General features: G+C 68.9%; 18 protein-coding genes, 1 tRNA gene and 1 pseudogene. 9 read left to right on the top strand and 11 right to left on the bottom strand.

The window, feature by feature from the left end; genetic code table 11:
- Positions 1-36: 36 nt before the first annotated feature.
- The 3 genes from GRX31_RS04020 to GRX31_RS04010 form a co-directional block, all read right to left on the bottom strand.
- On the bottom strand, positions 37-768 hold the full coding sequence (locus tag GRX31_RS04020; protein WP_016451991.1) for a BON domain-containing protein: 732 nt from the start codon (positions 766-768) through the stop codon (positions 37-39).
- The gene (locus tag GRX31_RS04015) at positions 765-1,373 is read right to left on the bottom strand and encodes an SIS domain-containing protein (RefSeq protein WP_016451992.1); all 609 of its coding nucleotides are present in this window, start codon (positions 1,371-1,373) and stop codon (positions 765-767) included. Before GRX31_RS04015 ends, GRX31_RS04020 begins: the two co-directional genes overlap by 4 nt.
- A 73-nt stretch (positions 1,374-1,446) precedes the next feature.
- A complete protein-coding gene (locus tag GRX31_RS04010) occupies positions 1,447-1,863 on the bottom strand; it encodes a YraN family protein (protein WP_017406037.1) in 417 nt (138 codons plus the stop codon).
- On the opposite strand from GRX31_RS04010, the gene rsmI reads away from it, so the two are divergent.
- Positions 1,863-2,804, top strand: a complete 942-nt coding sequence (gene rsmI / locus GRX31_RS04005) for a 16S rRNA (cytidine(1402)-2'-O)-methyltransferase (protein WP_012202992.1) — start codon at positions 1,863-1,865, stop codon at positions 2,802-2,804. The genes GRX31_RS04010 and rsmI overlap by 1 nt on opposite strands.
- A gap of 167 nt (positions 2,805-2,971) precedes the next feature.
- Here rsmI and GRX31_RS04000 read toward each other — a convergent pair whose 3' ends face one another.
- The 3 genes from GRX31_RS04000 to GRX31_RS03990 form a co-directional block, all read right to left on the bottom strand.
- Positions 2,972-4,228, bottom strand: a complete 1,257-nt coding sequence (locus tag GRX31_RS04000) for an Hsp70 family protein (protein WP_016450731.1) — start codon at positions 4,226-4,228, stop codon at positions 2,972-2,974.
- A gap of 116 nt (positions 4,229-4,344) precedes the next feature.
- Positions 4,345-5,184: a VOC family protein gene (locus GRX31_RS03995; protein WP_160851578.1), complete on the bottom strand. Its 840-nt coding sequence runs from the start codon at positions 5,182-5,184 to the stop codon at positions 4,345-4,347.
- 25 nt (positions 5,185-5,209) lie between these two features.
- The gene (locus GRX31_RS03990; protein ID WP_016450733.1) at positions 5,210-5,794 is read right to left on the bottom strand and encodes an OsmC family protein; all 585 of its coding nucleotides are present in this window, start codon (positions 5,792-5,794) and stop codon (positions 5,210-5,212) included.
- Positions 5,795-6,011: 217 nt separating this feature from the next.
- Here GRX31_RS03990 and GRX31_RS03985 point away from each other — a divergent pair, with 217 nt between their 5' ends.
- From GRX31_RS03985 to GRX31_RS03955, 7 genes and pseudogenes are all read left to right on the top strand, one after another.
- Positions 6,012-7,685: a TIGR04028 family ABC transporter substrate-binding protein gene (locus GRX31_RS03985; RefSeq protein WP_160851577.1), complete on the top strand. Its 1,674-nt coding sequence runs from the start codon at positions 6,012-6,014 to the stop codon at positions 7,683-7,685.
- A 28-nt stretch (positions 7,686-7,713) separates the two neighbouring features.
- Entirely contained in the window at positions 7,714-8,661 is a 948-nt protein-coding gene (locus GRX31_RS03980) for an ABC transporter permease (RefSeq protein WP_047473056.1), read from the top strand.
- Positions 8,658-9,620 (top strand): ABC transporter permease, encoded by a 963-nt coding sequence (locus GRX31_RS03975; protein ID WP_160851575.1) that lies wholly within the window; start codon positions 8,658-8,660, stop codon positions 9,618-9,620. Before GRX31_RS03980 ends, GRX31_RS03975 begins: the two co-directional genes overlap by 4 nt.
- Positions 9,617-11,308: pseudogene (locus tag GRX31_RS03970) on the top strand (dipeptide ABC transporter ATP-binding protein). The gene GRX31_RS03975 and the pseudogene GRX31_RS03970 overlap by 4 nt, the downstream one beginning before the upstream one ends.
- Positions 11,289-12,401, top strand: coding sequence for a putative FMN-dependent luciferase-like monooxygenase (locus GRX31_RS03965; protein ID WP_160851573.1), 1,113 nt, complete (start codon positions 11,289-11,291; stop codon positions 12,399-12,401). The pseudogene GRX31_RS03970 and the gene GRX31_RS03965 overlap by 20 nt, the downstream one beginning before the upstream one ends.
- Positions 12,398-13,093 carry a CMD domain protein gene (locus GRX31_RS03960; protein WP_160851571.1) on the top strand — a complete coding sequence of 232 codons (696 nt, stop codon included), beginning with the start codon at positions 12,398-12,400 and terminating at the stop codon, positions 13,091-13,093. Before GRX31_RS03965 ends, GRX31_RS03960 begins: the two co-directional genes overlap by 4 nt.
- Positions 13,090-13,677, top strand: coding sequence for an alkylhydroperoxidase domain protein (locus GRX31_RS03955; protein WP_016449182.1), 588 nt, complete (start codon positions 13,090-13,092; stop codon positions 13,675-13,677). Before GRX31_RS03960 ends, GRX31_RS03955 begins: the two co-directional genes overlap by 4 nt.
- A 12-nt stretch (positions 13,678-13,689) precedes the next feature.
- On the opposite strand, the gene GRX31_RS03950 is transcribed toward GRX31_RS03955, so the two are convergent.
- Entirely contained in the window at positions 13,690-15,195 is a 1,506-nt protein-coding gene (locus tag GRX31_RS03950; RefSeq protein WP_160851569.1) for a DASS family sodium-coupled anion symporter, read from the bottom strand.
- Positions 15,196-15,489: 294 nt separating this feature from the next.
- Here GRX31_RS03950 and GRX31_RS03945 point away from each other — a divergent pair, with 294 nt between their 5' ends.
- On the top strand, positions 15,490-15,807 hold the full coding sequence (locus GRX31_RS03945; protein WP_016449180.1) for a hypothetical protein: 318 nt from the start codon (positions 15,490-15,492) through the stop codon (positions 15,805-15,807).
- 82 nt (positions 15,808-15,889) lie between these two features.
- Here GRX31_RS03945 and GRX31_RS03940 read toward each other — a convergent pair.
- From GRX31_RS03940 to rpsD, 4 genes are all read right to left on the bottom strand, one after another.
- Positions 15,890-15,966: transfer RNA gene (locus GRX31_RS03940), tRNA-Met, on the bottom strand.
- Positions 15,967-15,987: 21 nt separating this feature from the next.
- Positions 15,988-16,380, bottom strand: a complete 393-nt coding sequence (rplQ, locus tag GRX31_RS03935; RefSeq protein ID WP_012202979.1) for a 50S ribosomal protein L17 — start codon at positions 16,378-16,380, stop codon at positions 15,988-15,990.
- A 186-nt stretch (positions 16,381-16,566) separates the two neighbouring features.
- Positions 16,567-17,565 (bottom strand): DNA-directed RNA polymerase subunit alpha, encoded by a 999-nt coding sequence (locus tag GRX31_RS03930; RefSeq protein WP_012202978.1) that lies wholly within the window; start codon positions 17,563-17,565, stop codon positions 16,567-16,569.
- A 112-nt stretch (positions 17,566-17,677) separates the two neighbouring features.
- Positions 17,678-18,301, bottom strand: coding sequence for a 30S ribosomal protein S4 (rpsD, locus tag GRX31_RS03925; RefSeq protein ID WP_012202977.1), 624 nt, complete (start codon positions 18,299-18,301; stop codon positions 17,678-17,680).
- Between the last annotated feature and the right edge of the window lie 64 nt (positions 18,302-18,365).

Raw genomic sequence — 18,365 nt, 5'->3', positions numbered from 1 at the left:
GAACATGTTCCGGCTTTTGCTTTCAGGCGGCGGTGATCACTTCACCGGGGTGGCGGTGGCGCCTGCGGGGGTGGACAGGCTGCTTTCCGAGAGGCTGGTGGGAGCGCTGGCTGCGGCGGCCTTGCCGGAGTCGTCGGTGACCACGGGGGCGGACTGCGGCTGCATGCGGGCCAGTTCGTCCTCGGAGATGACTTCCACCACGCGCACGACCTTGGTCACGTCGTTGATGCCGCGGGCGATCTCGGCGCCGCGCTTGGCTTCGCGCGGGGTGACGATGCCCATCAGGAAGACGACCTTGTTCTCGGTCACGACCTTGAAGGCCGAGGCCTGGATGTCCTTGGCGTCCAGCAGGCTGGCCTTGACCTGGGTGGTGATCAGGGTGTCCTTGGAGCGCTGGCTCAGCGTGGAAGTGAAGGGCGCCACCACCACTTCGTTGAAGACATTGCGCACCGTGGGCTGCTCGCGCACGAGCTTCTCGATGGTCTGGCGGTCGGCCTCGTTGCCGGCCTCGCCGGTCAGCAGCACCTGGCGGTTGTAGCTGGTGACGTTGACATGGGCCTTGTCGCCCAGCACTTCGGAGATGCGGTTGTTGGCGCGCAGCTCGATGCCCTGGTCTTCCACCTGGGTGCCGGTGGTGCGGCGGTCCGCCACCGACATGCCGGCCATCACGGCGCTGCCGCCCACCAGGGCGACGCAGCCCGACAGGGCGGCGCCCAGGGACGCAACGGCGAGCACACCGCAGGCGGCGCGGGACCAACGGAACTTCATAGAGGCATCTCCTGTTCACCAAGTAACTGGGCATCCACGCCGTCGCACAGGCAGTGCAGCACCAGCGTATGGGTTTCGCGCACGCGCGCCGCACGGTCGTGCGGCACGCAGATCAGAACATCGGTCTCGCGCACGCGGCCGGCCAGGGAGCCGCCCGTGCGGCCGGTCAGCACCACGGCCATCATGTCGCGCTCATGGGCGGCATCCAGGGCCTCCAGCACGGCCACGTCGTTGCCCGTGGCGGACAGCACCAGCAGCAGGTCGCCGGGCTGGCCCAGGGCGCGTATCTGGCGCGCCAGGTACTGGGTGGCGTTGCCACCCGAGCCCGTGGCGCCCACGGTGCCCAGCAGGCCACCGTCGGACACCAGGGCCACGGCGGCCAGCTCGGGCCGGTCGCGCTCGAAACCGGCCACGCACAGGGCGGCGAAGAGCTGGGCGTCGCTGGCCGAGGCGCCAGCGCCGCAGGCCAGGACCTTGCCGCCGCTGGTCACGCAGGCCAGCATGGCCTGTACCGCTGACGCAATGGGCTGGCTCAGCGCCTGGGCGGCCTGGTATTTCAGGTCGGCGCTGTCGATGAAATGCTGTTGGATACGTTGCTCAAGCATGGAGGCCCGATGATAACTGCCGCCCCTGAAGTCTTTCGTAGCCAGGCGTTATTTGTGCTGCAGCGGTAACGGATCAGGCGCCTTCGGCATCAAAGGCGGCCTGCAGCCACTGCACGGCAGGCCCGGCGCCAGGCTCGACCAGCACCACGTCGAAGCGGCACGGCGGCGGCGCGGTCCATCGCATCAGGTAGTGGCGCGCGGCAAACACGATGCGCCGCTGCTTGGTGGCGCCTATGCTGGCGCCGGCACCGCCGAAGGCGCGCGTGCCGCGGCTGCGCACCTCGACGAAGACCACGGTGCCGTCGCGCGCCTGCACGATGAGGTCGATCTCGCCGCCGCCGCGCCCCGGCGTCCGATAATTGCGCTCGACCAGACGCAGGCCGGCCGCCTGCAGATGGGCCAGCGCCGCATCCTCGGCCTGCTGGCCCCGGTGCCGGGTCGTGAGGGCAGACGGCCCCGCGCCTGCCGGCTTTTTCGCAAGGAAACCCATTGACTACCTCTTTCGCCACCGCGCTGGGCGCAGCCAAGGATGCTGCGGCATCCCAGCATTATCCGCAGGGCGCCCTCTACGTGGTGGCCACTCCCATCGGCAACCTGGCCGACATCAGCCTGCGCGCCCTGCATGTGCTGCAGCTGGTGGACTGCGTGGCCTGCGAGGACACGCGCCACACCCAGGGCCTGCTGCGCTCCTATGGACTGGACCGGCCCGGCAGCCAGCTGCTGGCCGTGCACCAGCACAACGAGGCCGAGGCGGCCCAGCAGATCGTGGCGCGGCTGCAGCAGGGCCAGCGCATCGCCTATGTCAGCGATGCGGGCACGCCCGGCGTCAGCGACCCCGGCGCACGCCTGTGCGCAGCCGTGCAGGCCGCGGGCCTGCGCTGCATTCCGCTGCCCGGCGCCAGCAGCATCACGGCCGCCATCAGCGTGGCCGGCGCGGTCACGCCTTCGCAGGGCGAGGGAGGTTTCGTCTTCGCGGGCTTTCTGCCCACCAAGTCGGCCGAGCGCCTGGCCGCCGTGCAGCAACTGGCGCTGCAGCCGCGCTGCACCGTGCTGCTGGAGGCGCCGCACCGCATTGCCGACCTGGCCGCCGCCCTGGCCACGCTGGGCGAGCGCCCGGTGACGCTGGCGCGCGAGATCACCAAGCAGTTCGAGGACATTGCCACCATGCCCGCCAGCGCGCTGCCGGCCTGGCTGCAGGCCGTGCCCCAGCGCAGCAAGGGCGAGTTCGCCGTGGTGCTGCACCCGGTGGCCCTGGGTGGCGATGAGGCCGACGCCGACGCCCTGCGCGTGCTGCGCCTGCTGCTGGCCGAGCTGCCCACCAAGACGGCCGTGCGCCTGGCCGCCGAGATCACGGGCGCACCGCGCAACCGCCTCTATGACGCCGCGCTGGCGATCAAGCAGGCCGCCGAGGAGGACCCGATAGAGGATTAAGCCCAAGGCGGCAGCACCACAGTGGCCTTCACCCTCAGGGACACCGAGCAAGGGCCTACGCCGGCCGCGCCGCCCCGCCGCGAGGGTGTCGCCGGTTGCCCGTACGCCCCCCGCGTAGCGAGAGGGGGCGCCGTGCAACGGGAAGCGGCGCAGCCGCTCAGGGGGACTTATGCATACGCCAGGCCGGTGGCCACGCCACCGAACAGGTCGCCCTCGACCTGCGGCACGCCGGGGAAGGCCTCGCGCAGCGCATCGCGCAGCGTGCGCAGGGCCGACGAGCCGCCCGTGAGGTAGATGGCGTCCAGCGCCTGGGGCGCCACGCCGGCCAGGCGCAGGCAGTCCTGGGCACAGGCCACGACCTGCTGCAGCGGGCCTTGCAGCTGCTCGTGCAGCACCTCGGGCGAGATGGCGGCGGACAGGCCCGATTCCAGCCAGCCCAGTTCGATGGGCGACTCGGCATGGCGCGTGGAAGCCTCGATCTTGGCCTGCTCCACGACGGCGGCCAGGCGGTGGCCTTCGCGCAGTTCCAGCACGTCCATCAGGCGCTTGTGCAGGCGCTGGTCGCTGTAGTCGGTGCGCAGGTTGCGCGCCTCGGCCAGGGCCTTGGGCGAGTACAGCCACTGGATCAGGTGCCAGGTCGAGAGGTCGAAGAACACGCGGCTGGGCACTTCGCGGCCGCTGGGGCCGGTGTGGCGGTAGCCCAGCAGCGGCATGATCTGGGCCAGGTTGAGCCGGTGGTCGAAGTCCGTGCCGCCGATATGCACGCCGCTGGTGGCCAGGATGTCGTCGCGGCGGTCGCGGCGGCCGGCCTGCTCGGGCCCCAGGCGCACGACGGTGAAGTCGGAGGTACCGCCGCCGATGTCCACCACCAGCACCACGGATTCCTGCGTGAGGCGCTGCTCGTAGTCCAGCGCGGCGGCGATGGGCTCCATCTGGAAATCCACTTCGCCCAGGCCGGCGGCGCGCGCGGCGTCGGCCAGGGCCTGCTGGGCCTGGCGGTCGCGCTCGGGATGGTCATCCACGAAGTGCACGGGCCGGCCCAGCACCACGCGCTCGGGCAGGCGCCCGTCCAGCGAGGCACGCGCCCGGTCGGCCACGCGGCGAAGGAACAGTCCGATCACATCCTGGTAGCTGACCAGCTGGTCGTGCACGGCCGTCTTTTCCTGCAGCAGCGCGCTGCCCAGCAGGCTCTTGAGCGAGCGCATGAGCCGGCCCGGCTCGCCATCCAGGTACTGGGCCATGGCGTCGCGCCCGAAATGCGTGCTGTGCTCATCCGTATGGAAGAACAGCGCCGTGGGCATGCCGCAGGCATCGCCTTCCAGCGGCAGCAGGCGTGCGGGCTGGCCGGGCGCGCGCCAGGCCATGGCGGAGTTGGAGGTACCGAAATCTATGCCCAGCGTGGCAGGAGAGGAAGCAGTCGTCATGGCAAGCGGCGCCGCGCCACGGCAGCCTGCGAAGGCTGCAGCGGCTGCAACGAAAACGCCCACCGGAGTGGGCATGGGTGTCAGCGGGGCGCCATTCTATCGCCCGCGCATTGCGCCTAGGCGGCAGCGGTTTCCCGGGGCAGGGAATCCTGGGCGAGCACGATGCGCACGCCATGCGTGGCGGCCTCGTCCAGTGCCCGTGCAGGCGCAGTCCGCCGCACGTCCAGCCCGATCGCATAAGGGCCTTCGCCGCGCGTGGCCAGCCGGTGGCCCAGGGCGCCCGTGGCCACGCCCTGGGCTGGGGCAGACAGCACCAGCTCGGTGGCGCCCGGCCCCGTGCCCCCCAGCTTCAGCGAGGCGCGGTAGGCGCCGCCATCGGCCGACAGACGGGCCTCGCCGATGTCGGCGCCCTCGCCCAGCAGCGCGCGCCAGCGCGCCAGGCTGGCCCGCAGGTCATGCACGGCCACGTGCAGCCGGGCCACGCCGGTGGCGCCGTTGGCATGCACGCGCGCATCGCCCTCAGGCACGCGCAGGGCGCGCGGCGTGAGGTCGCCGCAGAGAAAGGGCAGGTCCTGGCTGCGGGCGCGTGCGTTGCGCCAGCGCAGCTGCGCGCCGTCGGGGCGCAGGCGGCCGCCTTCGTAGGGCGCCTCGTAGTCCAGCCCGCGCGCCTGGGCGGCGGAAACCACGGCGCCGGTCTCGGTGGGCAGCAGCGCGAAATCGACAATGCCCTCGCCATGGCGCTGCAGCTGCTGCCACCAGCGTTCCTCGGGCGCGGGCGCCCGCCAGGCGATGAGCTCGAAGTAGGCGCCGTCGGCAAACACCACCAGGGCGTTGTGCGTGGAGCGGCCCGGATGCTCGCCGCCGCGCAGCACGTTGAAGCCCAGCGCGGTGTAGTCGGCAATGGTGCGTTCCAGGTCCTGGACCGCGATGACGATGTGGTCGAGTGGCAGGGTCATGGCAGGGGTGCTTTCCGCACGGTGTTCAGGCCGCCAGGCGCGCGGCGGCGCTGGAGTCGGTATGGCGCACTTCGGCGCGGATGTTCTGCGGATTGCGCAGCAGGTTGAGGATGGGGCAGGTGCGCTCCACGGCCTCGAACAGCGCATCGATCTCGGCGCGGCTGGCCGGCGAGTCGATGTGCACGGTGTAGCCGATCTCATGCGGCCAGATGGGCGTGGCCTCGTGGCCGGGCCTGCCGCCGCGCGGGTCGATGATGCCCGTGACCTCGACCTCCAGGCTCTCCACGGGCACCTGGCGCTCGGCCGCCTGGATCAGAAAGATGTGGGTGACGCAGGTGCCCAGCACGCCCAGCTGCAGCTCGGGCGAGCTGGGGCCGAGGTTGTAGCCCGCGAAGTCGGGTGGGCTGTCGCTGATGACCTGGTGCTCGCGGATGCGCAGGCGGCGCACGCCGCTGCGGCCCTCGGCGCGCACATGGGCCTTGAGGTGGGCGGGCTGGGCCGTGCCGGCCGCGACGGCGGCGCTGCGGGCGAGCACGGCGGCGCGTTTTTCGGCGAGGTATTCGTTGAGATGGCTCATGGACTGGCTTTCGGTGAAGAAGTACCAGCCCATTGTTGGGACCGCCGCATGCGCGGCAAACAAACGAATCCGTCTGCGCTTATGCACTGGGCAGATATGCGGTGCCCCCATCCCTTAGTCGTTTTCCAAATAACGATGCAACTCGATATATGAGCGCAAATATTTGCCATCGATAGCATGAAAAACATGGAGCCGGTCCTGTGGCCGGCAGTCTTGTTTTTCAGCGCCCCAGCGGCGGCGAGGTACGAACGTGTTTTCCCAATCGAAGGCGGGTCAGGCGGCATGGAAGGCCGCGATAGCGGTATTGGCGGGCAGCAGCCTGCTGCTGGCGGCGTGCTCCAGGCACGCCGATACGGCCCAGGCAGGCGCGGCTGCTGGCCCCGTGGAAGGCGGCACCCTGGTCTACCTGGAGCAGCAGGCCCATACCAACCTCTATCCGCCGGCCGGGGGCTTCTATCCCAACGGCGGCGTGCTCAACCAGATCACCGACAAGCTGACCTACCAGGACCCGAAGACGCTGGAGATCCAGCCCTGGATCGCCGAGTCCTGGACCGTGAATGCCGACGCCACCGAGTACCGCTTCAAGCTGCGCCCCGGCGTGACCTTCTCCGACGGCACGCCGCTGGACGCAGCGGCCGTGGCGCGCAACTTCGACACCTATGGCCTGGGCAACAAGGCGCTCAAGCAGCCCGTGTCCGAGGTGATCAACAACTACGAGCGCAGCGAAGTGGTCGATCCGCTGACGGTGAAGTTCTTCTTCAGGAAGCCTTCGCCGGGCTTCCTGCAGGGCACTTCGGTGATCGGTTCGGGCCTGGTCTCGCCGGCCACGCTGGACCGCCCCTTCGAGGAGCTGGGCGACGCCACGCGCATCATCGGCTCCGGCCCCTTCGTGGTGGCCAGCGAGACGCTGGGCAAGGAGCTGGTGCTCAAGGTGCGCAAGGACTACGCCTGGGGTCCCGCCAAGCTGGCCCACCAGGGCCGCGCGCGGCTGGACGAGGTGAAGTTCATCGTCACGCCCGAGGACAGCGTGCGCATCGGCGCGCTGCTGGCCGGCCAGGCCGGGCTGATCCGCCAGATCCAGGCCTATGACGAAAAGCGCGTCGAGGACCAGAAGTTCAGCATCTACGCCCCGCCCACGCGCGGCGTGAACAACAGCGTGGCCATCCGCCCCGACAACGCCCTGGTGGCCGACCTCAGGGTGCGCCAGGCCCTGCTGCATGGCACCAACGCCAAGGAGATCGTGGAGACGCTGTTCTCGCCGCGCTATCCGCAGGCGCGCTCGGTGATTGCCTCCACGGCGGCCGGCTTCGTGGACCTGTCGGCCAAGCTGGCCTATGACGAGGCCAAGGCGAAACAGCTGCTGGACGAGGCCGGCTGGACGCTGGGCGCCAACGGCCTGCGCCAGAAGGACGGCCGCGATTTCGTGCTCTCCACCTACGAGTCCCTGCCCCAGCCGCAGAACAAGGAGACGCTGCAGCTGGTGGCCCAGCAGTGGGCCCGCCTGGGCATCAAGCTCAACGTGCTGTCGGGCGACGCGGGCAGCCGCGCGGTGGACACGCTGGACCCCGACAAGACCGGCGTGCTGCCCGGCATGGTGGGCCGCGCCGATCCCGACGTGATCAAGAGCAACTACTACCCGACCAACCGCAACGTGCTGCTGCAAAAGGGCGGCGTGAGCCAGAAGGTCAAGTCCTTCGAGGACGCCAGGCTCAACGGCCTGTTCGACGCCATCGCGGCCGAGACCGATGCCGCCAGGCGCCTGGCGCTGGCCGGCGAGGTGCAGAACTACCTGATCGACCAGGCCTATGTGATCCCCATCTTCGAGGAACCCCAGGCCTTTGCGGGCGCAGGCTGGGTGCGCGACGTGGGCTTCGAGGCCGTGGGCCGGCCCAGCTTCTACAGCACCTGGCTGGCCAGGCGCTGACCGGATCGCTCCCTGAGGAACCACTTCCATGCCGCGCCGCTATCTGCTCAGCCGCATCGCCCAGGCCGCCCTGGTGCTGTGGGCGGCCTTCACGGTCTCGTTCATCCTGCTACAGCTGCTGCCGGGCGATGCCGTGCTGATCAAGTTCCTGAACCCCGAGCTGGGCCTGGGCCCGCAGGAGATTGCCGACATCCGCGCCGCCTACGGCTCGGACCAGCCCGTGTGGCAGCAGTACCTGCACACGCTGGGCCAGTTCCTCACGGGCCATTTCGGCTATTCGCTGCAGGCCGGCGTGCCGGTGAGCCAGGGCCTGGCCACCAGCCTGCCGCCCACGCTCAAGCTCGCGGCTCTGGGCTTTGCCGCAGCCGCGCTGCTGGCCGTGGCGCTGGCGGCGGCTGCCAGCCTGGCGCCCTTTGTCTGGCTGCGCAACGCGCTGTATTCGCTGCCTTCGGTCTTTGTCTCGGTGCCCGTGTTCTGGCTGGGGATCATGCTGATCCAGGTGGTGTCGTTCCGCCTGGGCTGGATCGCCGTGATCAATCCCGGCCCCTGGGAAGGACTGGTGCTGCCCACGCTGACCCTGGCCGTACCGATCTCGGCGCCGCTGGCCCAGGTGCTGCTGCGCAATATCGACGCCGTGCTGGCCCAGCCCTTCGTGGCCGTGGCACGGGCCAAGGGCGCCTCGCGCCGCTGGGTGCTGCTGCGCCATGTGGCACGCAATGCCCTGCTGCCCACGCTGACCATTGCCGGCGTGCTGTTCGGCGAGCTGCTGGCCGGCGCCGTGGTGACGGAGGCCGTGTTCGGCCTCAATGGCCTGGGCACGCTGACCCAGCAGGCCGTGGGCAACCAGGACACGGCCGTGCTCCAGGCCGTGGTGGTCGTCTCGGCCGCCGCCTTCGTACTCATCAACCTCGCCGTGGATCTGCTGTACCCGCTGCTCGATCCGCGCCTGCGCCATTCCGTGGAGAACCGGCCATGAACACTGCCGTCTCAAGCGCTCTTTCCCCGGCCCTGGATGCCCAGGCCGCGCCCGCCACTCCTACTCCCATTCCCATTCCCACGGCGCTGCCAGCGTCGTCCCTGGCCCCTGCGCCAGCCGCCCCGCGCCGCAGCTTCGCCTTGCCGGCCCGCCTGCAATCCCTGAAGCGCCTGCCGCCCACGCTGGCCCTGGCCTGGCTGGTGATTGCCGTGGCCGCGCTGTGGGCGCTGGCGCCCGGCTGGTTTGCCCACCAGAACCCGATCGCGGGCCAGGCCGGCCAGCAGCTGCTGGCGCCCAGCGCCGCGCACTGGCTGGGCACGGACGCGCTGGGGCGCGACCTGTGGGCGCGCGTGGTGCATGGCGCCGTGCATTCGCTGTCGGGCGCCTTCGTGGCCGTGGGCGTGGGACTGGCCGTGGGCACGCTGATCGGCCTGCTGGCCGGGGCCACGGGCGGGCGCACGGAAGATGCGCTGATGCGCCTGGTCGATGTGCTGCTGGCCGTGCCTTCGCTGCTGCTGTCGCTGACCATCATCATCGTGCTGGGCTTTGGCACCATCAACGCGGCCATTGCCGTGGGCGTGGTCTCGGTGGCCAGCTTCGCGCGCCTGGTGCGCTCGGAGGTGGTGCGCGTGCGCCGCTCCGACTACGTGGAGGCCGCCTTTGGCAGCGGCGGGCGCTTTGCCGCCGTGCTGTGGCGCCATGTGCTGCCCAACTCGCTGACCTCGGTCATCGCCATGGCGGCGCTGCAGTTCGGCTCGGCGATCCTTGCGATTTCCACGCTGGGTTTTCTGGGCTACGGCGCGCCGCCGCCCACGCCCGAATGGAGGCTGCTGATCGCCGAAGGCCGCAACTACATCGCCACCGCCTGGTGGCTGACCACGGCGCCGGGCCTGATCGTGGTGGCCGTGGTGCTGGCGGCCAACCGCATCGCCACGGCCTTCGCACGGAGGCCTGCATGAGCGCCGCCATCGAGGAACGCATCCACGCCGCACCAGCGGTGGCAACCACCGCCCCCGTGCTCGAAGTGCAGGACCTGGCCGTGGCCTACCGCGATGCCGCAGGCCAGGCACAGCGCGTGGTGCACGGCGTGTCGTTTTCCGTGGCGCCGGGCGAGGTGGTGGCCCTGGTCGGCGAATCGGGCTCGGGCAAGACCACCACGGCCCAGGCCGTGATCGGCCTTTTGGCCGACAACGGCCACCGCGAGCACGGCAGCATCCGCCTGCAGGGCACCGAGGCGTCGGAGTGGCCGGCCGCACGCTGGAACGCCATCCGCGGCCGCGTGGTCAGCCTGGTGCCGCAGGACCCCACCATGTCGCTGAACCCCGTGCGCACGGTGGGCGACCAGGTGGGCGAGATCCTGCGCATCCACGGACTGCGCGACCGCACGGCCGTGCAGGCGCGCGTGCTGGAGCTGCTGGCCCGCGTGGGGCTGTCCCAGCCCGCGCTGCGCGCACGCCAGTATCCGCACGAGCTGTCGGGCGGCATGCGCCAGCGCGTGCTGATCGCCATCGCCATCGCGCTGCGGCCCGCCCTCATCATTGCCGACGAGCCCACCAGCGCGCTGGACGTGACCGTGCAGCGGCGCATCCTGGACCTGATCGACGCGCTGCGCCGCGAGACCGGCACGGCCGTGCTGCTGGTCACGCATGACCTGGGCGTGGCGGCCGACCGTTCGCACCGCCTGGTCGTCATGCAGAGCGGCCGCATCCAGGAGCAGGGCCCCACGCTGGAGCTGCTGCGCAATCCGCAAAGCGCCTATACGCGGCGGCTGCTGGCCGATGCGCCTTCGCTGGCGCCCGCGCCGCGCCGCACGCCCAGGCCCGCCACCGCCGATGACTGGGCCATCGAGGTCGAGGACCTGGTGCACGAGTTCGCGGCGCCAGGCCATGCCTAGGCCCACGGGCGCGGCATCTTCCGCGCCGTGGACGGCGTGTCGCTGCGCGTGCGCCGGGGCAGCACGCATGCCATCGTGGGCGAGTCGGGCTCGGGCAAGACCACCACCATCCGCGCCATCGTGGGCCTGGGCCGGCCCACGGCGGGCCGCATCCGCATCGAAGGCACCGAGGTCACGGGCCTGCGCGGCGAGGCCCTGCGCCAGCTGCGCCGCCGCGTGCAGCTGGTCTACCAGAATCCGTTCAGTTCGCTGGACCCGCGCCAGAGCGTGTTCGACATCATCGAGGAGCCCCTGCTGAACTTCGACCCGCTGCCGGCCGATGAGCGCCGCCGGCGCGTGCACGACATGCTGGAGCGCGTGGGCCTGCCGGCCGCCGTGCTGCCGCGACGCCCGCATGCGCTGTCGGGCGGCCAGCGCCAGCGCGTGGCGATTGCGCGCGCCCTGGTGCTGCAGCCGCAGGTGCTGGTGCTGGACGAGGCCGTATCGGCCCTGGACGTGACGGTGCAGGCGCAGATCCTCGCCCTGCTCGCCCAGCTGCAGCAGGACCTGGGGCTGACCTATCTCTTCATCTCGCACGACCTTGCCGTGGTGCGCCAGATTGCCGACACGGTATCGGTGCTGCGCGCGGGCCGGGTGGTGGACGCGGGCAGCGTGGAGGAGGTGTTCCAGCGCCCCACCAGCGACTACACGCGTGAACTCATGGACGCCATTCCCGGCAAAAGGAGCATTGATTTTGTCCCTCACCCCGCCTGATACCAACCGTGGCCACGGCTCCCGCACCGGCCCGCGCCTGGGCTTCTTCAGCCGCCTGCTCGACGATGCGCCGGCCGGCGAGCGCTACCGCCTAGTGGCCGAGCAGATCGCCCATGCCGAGGCCCAGGGCTTCGACTCGGCCTGGGTAGCCCAGCACCATTTCCATGAAAGCGAGGGCGGCCTGCCCTCGCCCTTCGTCTTCCTGGCCCATGTGGCGGCGCGCACGCGGCGCATCCGCATCGGAACGGGCGTGATCACGCTGCCGCTGGAAAACGCGCTGCGCGTGGCCGAGGACGCGGCCGTGCTGGACCTGCTGACCGGCGGCCGCCTGGAGGTGGGCCTGGGCACGGGCGGCACGGCCGAATCCTTCGAGGCCTTTGGCGTGCAGGGCGCCGAGCGCGGCGCCGTCTTCGCGCGCAACTTCGGCGTGCTGCAGGACGCCTGGGCCGGGCGCACGCTGGCCGGTGGCGTCCACCTGTACCCGGCCGCGCCGCAGCTGCTGGAGCGCGTCTGGCAGGCCACGTTCTCGGCCGAGGGCGGCGCGCGGGCCGGGGCCAACGGCGACGGCCTGATGCTGTCGCGCACCCAGCCACGGCCCGAAGGCGCGCCGCTGGCCACGCTGTCCGAGATCCAGAACCCCATCATCGACGCCTACCTCGCCCGCCTGCCCGCGGGGCGGGCGCCGCGCATCCTGGGCTCGCGCACGCTGTTCGTGGCCGACCGCCGAGACGATGCGCTGCGCTGGGCCGAGGCCGGCCTGCGCCGCGTGGCCCGGCGCCATGCCGCCCAGCCCTCGCAGTGGGCGGCCCGCGTCGATCCGCAGGCGCCGCTGGCCGATCTCATCGCCGCCTACGACGTGCATGTGGGCACGCCCGACGAGGTCATCGCCTCGCTGCGCGCCGACACGGCGCTGGCGCGCGTGAGCGACATCGTCTTCCAGGTGCATTCCATCGACCCGCCGCACGACGCCATCCTGCGCTCCATCGAGCTGACGGCCGCCCACGTGGCACCAGCCCTGGGCTGGCGCCGTGCAGATCTGCAGGCCCCCTCTTCCCTCCCCGCAGCCCGGGCCGGACTGCTGCAAGCCGCATGACCATGAACACCACCGTACAGCCCCGTTTTCCGGACGACGTCATCGACCACCTCGCCGGCATCACCCCCGGCAGCGCCCTGGACCGCGTGCGCCGCCACCGCACCGAGGCGCGCACGCAGGCCCAGCAGAGTTTTGCCGCCCTGTTCACGCCCGCCGAGCCCGTGCCCGGCACGGTCTCGCTGCGCGAGCGGCTGGCCCTGGCCGCCTTCACGGCCGGGCTGCATGGCGAGCCGCGCAGCGCCGCCTTCTATGCGAAGGCACTGGCGGCCGAAGATGCGGAACTGGCTGCCGCCGTGGCATCCGAAGTCGTGCGGGGCCGTGCACAAAGCCTTCAGCCCGGCAGCGGCCCGCACGGGCCGTACGGCCGCTACCCGGCAGGCCCGCTGAGCCGCGAAGACCAGAGCGGCCCCGCCTATGCCGTGGACCCGGCCCATGCCGCGCTGCTGGGCGCGCGCCTGGCCGCGGCGCTGGCGCATGCGCACCTGCTGACCTACCACCCGCGCGACGCCAGCGCCGGGGCCCTGCAGGCGCTGCAACAGGCGGGCTGGAGCGAGACGGACATCGTCATCCTGTCCCAGCTGGCGTCCTTCCTGTCCTTCCAGATCCGCGTGGTGGCGGGGCTGCGCGTGCTGGCTGCACGCCCCGCGCCCCCGGCCGCCCATCAACCCACCACCCTGCAAGCCCAGCCATGACCTCAACGAACTCCGCCGCTCCCCAGGTCTTCACCCAGGAACAGCTCGACTGGCTGCCATGGATTGAGCCGCTGGACGAAAGCGAGCTGACCGAACGCCACCATGCAGGCCTGGTCGATGCCTCACGCGCGCAGTCGCCCTACTTCCGCCTGCTGGCGCGCGACCCCGACACGCTGGGCGCACGCACGCGCACCGACAAGGACATCTTCTACAACCCCGACGCCGGCCTGCCGCGTGCCGAGCGGGAGCTGGCGGCCGCTGCCACCTCGCGCGCCAATGGCTGCATCTACTGCGCCTCGGTCCATGCGCGCTTTGCCACGCACTTCTCGCGCCGGGGCGGCGACGTGCAGCGCCTGCTCGACGAGGGTCCGGGCACGGACCTGGGGCCGCGCTGGAACGCCATCGTCACGGCGGCCGTGGCGCTGACCCAGACGCCGCCTGCGCTGGAGCCCGCCCACATCGATGCGCTGCGCGCCGCCGGCCTGGACGATGCCGCCATCTCCGATGTGCTGCACGGCACGGCCTTCTTCAACTGGGCCAACCGGCTCATGCTGTCGCTGGGCGAGCCACGGACCACCGCATGAGGGCTTTCGCCCTCACCACAGGCCCAGCAGCTTCCACCAGGCGCTGCCGACCACGGCAAAGACCAGCAGCTCGATCACGCACATGGCCGCGCCCACGCGCCACCAGTTGCCCAGCGTGACATAGCCGCTTCCGAAGATGATGGGCGAAGTGCCGGTGGCGTAGTGGGTCAGCGTCATCATGATGGCCGAGCCGGCCGTCATCATCAGCATGAAGGGCACGACATAGTCGGCAGGAATCAGCTGGGCGCCCACGGTCAGGAAGGCCAGCATCATGGCGCTGATGTGGGCCGTGGTGCTGGCGAACAGGTAATGCGAGAACACGAACACGCCCACCAGGATGGCCGCCACCGGCAGCCAGTCCAGGCCGCTGGCGACGATGGCGTTCTTCATGCCCACCGCGAACCAGGACACCACGCCCAGCTTGTTGAGCTGCTCGGCCAGCATGACCAGGGCGCCGAACCACACCAGCGTGTCCCAGGCGCTTTTCTCGGACAGCACGTCATCCCAGTCGATGGTGCCCGTGATGATCAGCACGAACAGGCCCAGGAAGGCGACCACCGTCGGGTCCAGCGTGAAGGCAGGCCCGAACAGCATCTGCGGCACGTTGGCCCACAGCAGCAGCATCAGGCCGAAGGTGCCCAGCATCACGCGCTCCTTGCCCGACAGCGGCCCCATGCGTGCCATCTCGCTGCGCGCGTACTCCACGGCATTGGGCGTGGCCTTGAGTTCGGGAGGCGACAGAAGGTAGATCACCAGCGGCATCAGCAGCAGGCACAGCAGGCCCGGCAGCAGCATGTACAGCGCCCAGGTGGTCCAGCTCAGGTGCAGCGCCTGGCCCGTGGCCTTGGCCACGAAGTCCACCACCAGCGGATTGGGCGCCGTGGCGGTCAGGAACATGGCCGACGTGATGGGATTGGCGTGGTAGTTGACCAGGGCCAGGTAGGTGCCCACCTTGCCCTGCGTACCCTTGGCCGGGTCCGAATCGAAGGCATTGGCGATGGACTTCATGATGGGGTGCACGATACCGCCGCCGCGCGCCGTGTTGCTGGGCGTGAACGGTGCCAGCACCAGCTCGCAGATCGCCAGGCCGTAGCCGATGCCGATGGTCCGCTTGCCCAGCAGCGCGATGAACATCAGTCCGATGCGGTTGCCCAGCCCCGTCTTCTTGAGGCCGCGCGAGATCAGGATGGCCACCACGATCAGCCAGATCAGCGGGCTGGAAAAGCTGCTCAGCGCATCGGTGACTGCGCCCTTGGACGAGCCAGACGTGACCTGGGACAGCGAGACGATCACGATGGCCATCAAGGCCATCACGCCAATGGGCATGACCTTGAGGATGATGGCCACGATGGTGGTCAGGAAAATGGCCACCAGCTGCCAGGCCTTGGGCGTCAGCCCCTCGGGCACGGGCACCAGCAGCAGCCCGAACAGCACGGCGGTGGCGATCAGCGCCGGCACCAGCCGGAACGGCACGGCCGACTTGAAGTAGCGGAACAGCGAGGCAATCTTCTCGAGCATGTGGATCCTTTGCGTTGCCGGAGCGGCGCCGAGAGAGCATGGCCTGCCGGGAGCAAAAGCCCACCAGCCTGCACGGGCACTGGCGGCCGCGCCGCATGACTGACATCATGATGCAGTGCAGCATGAGCCCGGCTTCCAGCGGGCGCCTGCGCCACCGAAGTTTGACAGGCATCAAGGCCGGGCCAGTAAACCTGGCGACCCAGGCCACCGAGCCCCGCTCACATGACAGCATCCCCAGACCGGGTGCCTTTCGCCCCGGTGTACCCATGCAGTGAAAAAAGGAGAAAAGCCGACATGCCAGCCAACCGATTCTTGCCCGAGGAATGGGAATGCCGGCTCCAGGAAATCGACCTGGAGATCGCCCGCCACGCCGTCATCTGCAAGATCCCGCTGCTGCAGGCCGGCGTGGTGGAGCGCGTGCTGGCCGATGACGCCAGCGTCTGCGGCGGCGACCACGAGGCCGCTTTCAAGACCCTGCGCGGCCTCTTGTACATGCACTACACCGAGCTGCTGCACATCAGCGAGGTGCTCAGCCCCGATGCCGCCCAGGAAATCGCCCACCGCGTGCGCCTGCGGCTGGGCCAGCGCATCGGCAACCAGCTGGGCGGCTGATGCCGGGCTGTCTGCCTGGCCTTTGCCCTGGCGCGAGGGCATGAAAAAAGGGCTACGACAGTTGTCGTAGCCCTTTTTAATTTGGTTGCGCGAGAAGGATTTGAACCTCCGACCTTTGGGTTATGAGCCCAACGAGCTACCAGACTGCTCCATCGCGCGGTATTCCAAAATTATAGCAGATTATTCAGCTGCCTTGGCTTCGGCGGCGCCTTCTTCAGCGCGCTCGACCAGTTCCACGAAGGCCATGGGGGCGTTGTCGCCCACGCGGAAGCCCATCTTCAGGATACGGGTGTAGCCACCAGGACGCTTTGCGAAGCGGGGGCCCAGCTCGTTGAAGAGCTTGGTCACGCTGTCGCGGTCGCGCAGGCGGTCGAATGCCAGGCGGCGGTTGGCAACGGTGTCGACCTTGGCCAGGGTGATCATGGGCTCGATCACGCGGCGCAGTTCCTTGGCCTTGGGAACGGTGGTCTTGATGGCTTCGTGCTCGATGAGCGAATTCATCATGTTCTTCAGCATCGCCAGGCGGTGCGAAGAGGTGCGATTGAGTTTGCGGAGGCCGTGACCGTGACGCATGGTGCTTTATTCCTAAAATATGTAATTAGGGCTTGCGCAAACAAGGATGCAAGCCTGGACCCGTTACCGGATCTGCAGCTTGCCTCAACCGAATTTGCGCAAGTTGTTGATTAATTCGTGCAGCCGTATCAGGTACTGCCCGAGGCACTGAGGCTCTCCAAAAAGGAGAGCCTGCAATTATAGTGCTTAGCGCTTTTCCAGGCCAGCAGGCGGCCAGTTCTCGAGCTTCATGCCCAGCGTCAGACCGCGGGAAGCCAGGACTTCCTTGATCTCGTTGAGCGACTTGCGACCCAGGTTGGGGGTCTTGAGCAGCTCGTTTTCGGTACGCTGGATCAGGTCGCCGATGTAGTAGATGTTCTCTGCCTTGAGGCAGTTGGCCGAACGCACGGTGAGTTCCAGCTCGTCCACGGGACGCAGCAAGATGGGATCAAAGGCGGTTGCGGCACCACGGCCACCGGCCGGAGCATCGAAGACGCTGGCGATATCGCCGCCGTCCAGCTGAGCGAACACGGCGAGCTGTTCCACCAGGATCTTGGCGGAGGCGCGCACGGCGTCCTCGGCAGTGATCGCACCATTGGTTTCGATCTCCACCACCAGCTTGTCGAGGTCGGTGCGTTGTTCAACGCGGGCCGATTCGACGGCGTAGCTCACGCGCTTGACGGGCGAGAACGAAGCGTCCAGCACGATACGGCCGATCGACTTCGTGGACTCGTCGCCATAGCGGCGCACATTGCCGGGCACATAGCCGCGGCCCTTCTCGACCTTGATCTGCATGTCCAGCTTGCCGCCTTGCGACAGGTTGGCGATGACATGATCAGGGTTGATGATTTCCACGTCGTGGGGCGTCTGGATGTCGCGCGCCGTCACGACGCCTTCGCCATCCTTGCGCAGGGAGAGCGTGACCTCGTCGCGGTTGTGCAGCTTGAACACCACACCCTTGAGGTTCAGCAGGATGTTGACCACATCTTCCTGGACACCGTCAATGGACGAGTACTCGTGCAACACACCAGCAATCGTCACTTCCGTCGCTGCGTAACCCACCATGGACGAGAGCAGGACACGGCGCAGGGCATTGCCCAGCGTATGGCCGTAGCCACGCTCAAACGGCTCCAGAACAACTTTGGCGCGATTGTGGCCAAGCTGCTCGACATTGATCGTCTTGGGCTTCAGCAAATTGGTTTGCATGCAGACTTCCTCTCAATACCCCCGGCTCGTTACACCGGTAAGGCTGGTGAAGCACCCCAGCGCGATGCCTCGCGGCTGGGGGACGGTTTTACAGAAATGTCGCTGCGCGGAATTAACGCGAGTACAACTCAACGATCAGGGATTCGTTGATGTCTGCACCGAACTCGTCGCGGTCAGGCGACTTCTTGAACGTGCCTTCAGCCTTGTCGGCCGACACTTCCACCCATGCGGGGAAACCGACTTGACCAGCCAGTTGCAGGGCTTCGACGATGCGGGCCTGCTTCTTGGACTTTTCACGCACGGCGACCACGTCACCCACCTTCACCATGTAGGAAGGGATGTTGACGGATTGGCCGTTGACCGTGATGGCCTTGTGCGACACCAGCTGACGCGCTTCCGAGCGGGTCGAGCCGAAGCCCATGCGGTACACCACGTTGTCCAGACGCGACTCCAGCAGCGACAGCAGATTGGCACCGGTGTTGCCCTTCTTCTTGTCGGCGGCTTCGAAGTAGCGGCGGAATTGCTTTTCCAGCACGCCGTACATGCGCTTGACCTTCTGCTTTTCGCGCAGCTGCAGGCCGAAGTCGGAAGTACGCTGACCGGAAGTGCGGCCGTGCTGGCCGGGCTTGGTGTCGAACTTGGACTTGTCGGCGATCGAGCGACGTGCGCTCTTCAGGAACAGGTCAGTGCCTTCACGGCGGGAGAGTTTGGCCTTGGGGCCGATATAGCGTGCCACTTGATTTCCTTTGTGTCATCTGCCGTGCACAAGCACGGGAGCCGCCCGCGATGTTACACATCTG

Origin of the sequence: Delftia sp. CH05 (assembly GCF_009827015.1) — a bacterium.
In the GTDB taxonomy this organism is placed as follows: Bacteria; Pseudomonadota; Gammaproteobacteria; order Burkholderiales; family Burkholderiaceae_C; genus Comamonas; species Comamonas tsuruhatensis.
The sequence above is the reverse complement of the archived record's forward strand: the minus strand, read 5'-3'. Positions and strand labels throughout refer to the sequence as shown.

What these genes read in the sequence shown, in the direction of transcription:
- GRX31_RS04020 (WP_016451991.1), bottom strand. Translation starts at nt 768, where the DNA reads ATGAAGTTCCGTTGGTCCCGCGCCGCCTGCGGTGTGCTCGCCGTTGCG.
- GRX31_RS04015 (WP_016451992.1), bottom strand. Translation starts at nt 1,373, where the DNA reads ATGCTTGAGCAACGTATCCAACAGCATTTCATCGACAGCGCCGACCTG.
- GRX31_RS04010 (WP_017406037.1), bottom strand. Translation starts at nt 1,863, where the DNA reads ATGGGTTTCCTTGCGAAAAAGCCGGCAGGCGCGGGGCCGTCTGCCCTC.
- GRX31_RS04000 (WP_016450731.1), bottom strand. Translation starts at nt 4,228, where the DNA reads ATGACGACTGCTTCCTCTCCTGCCACGCTGGGCATAGATTTCGGTACC.
- GRX31_RS03995 (WP_160851578.1), bottom strand. Translation starts at nt 5,184, where the DNA reads ATGACCCTGCCACTCGACCACATCGTCATCGCGGTCCAGGACCTGGAA.
- GRX31_RS03990 (WP_016450733.1), bottom strand. Translation starts at nt 5,794, where the DNA reads ATGGGCTGGTACTTCTTCACCGAAAGCCAGTCCATGAGCCATCTCAAC.
- GRX31_RS03980 (WP_047473056.1), top strand. Translation starts at nt 7,714, where the DNA reads ATGCCGCGCCGCTATCTGCTCAGCCGCATCGCCCAGGCCGCCCTGGTG.
- GRX31_RS03975 (WP_160851575.1), top strand. Translation starts at nt 8,658, where the DNA reads ATGAACACTGCCGTCTCAAGCGCTCTTTCCCCGGCCCTGGATGCCCAG.
- GRX31_RS03960 (WP_160851571.1), top strand. Translation starts at nt 12,398, where the DNA reads ATGACCATGAACACCACCGTACAGCCCCGTTTTCCGGACGACGTCATC.
- GRX31_RS03955 (WP_016449182.1), top strand. Translation starts at nt 13,090, where the DNA reads ATGACCTCAACGAACTCCGCCGCTCCCCAGGTCTTCACCCAGGAACAG.
- GRX31_RS03950 (WP_160851569.1), bottom strand. Translation starts at nt 15,195, where the DNA reads ATGCTCGAGAAGATTGCCTCGCTGTTCCGCTACTTCAAGTCGGCCGTG.
- GRX31_RS03945 (WP_016449180.1), top strand. Translation starts at nt 15,490, where the DNA reads ATGCCAGCCAACCGATTCTTGCCCGAGGAATGGGAATGCCGGCTCCAG.
- rplQ (WP_012202979.1), bottom strand. Translation starts at nt 16,380, where the DNA reads ATGCGTCACGGTCACGGCCTCCGCAAACTCAATCGCACCTCTTCGCAC.
- GRX31_RS03930 (WP_012202978.1), bottom strand. Translation starts at nt 17,565, where the DNA reads ATGCAAACCAATTTGCTGAAGCCCAAGACGATCAATGTCGAGCAGCTT.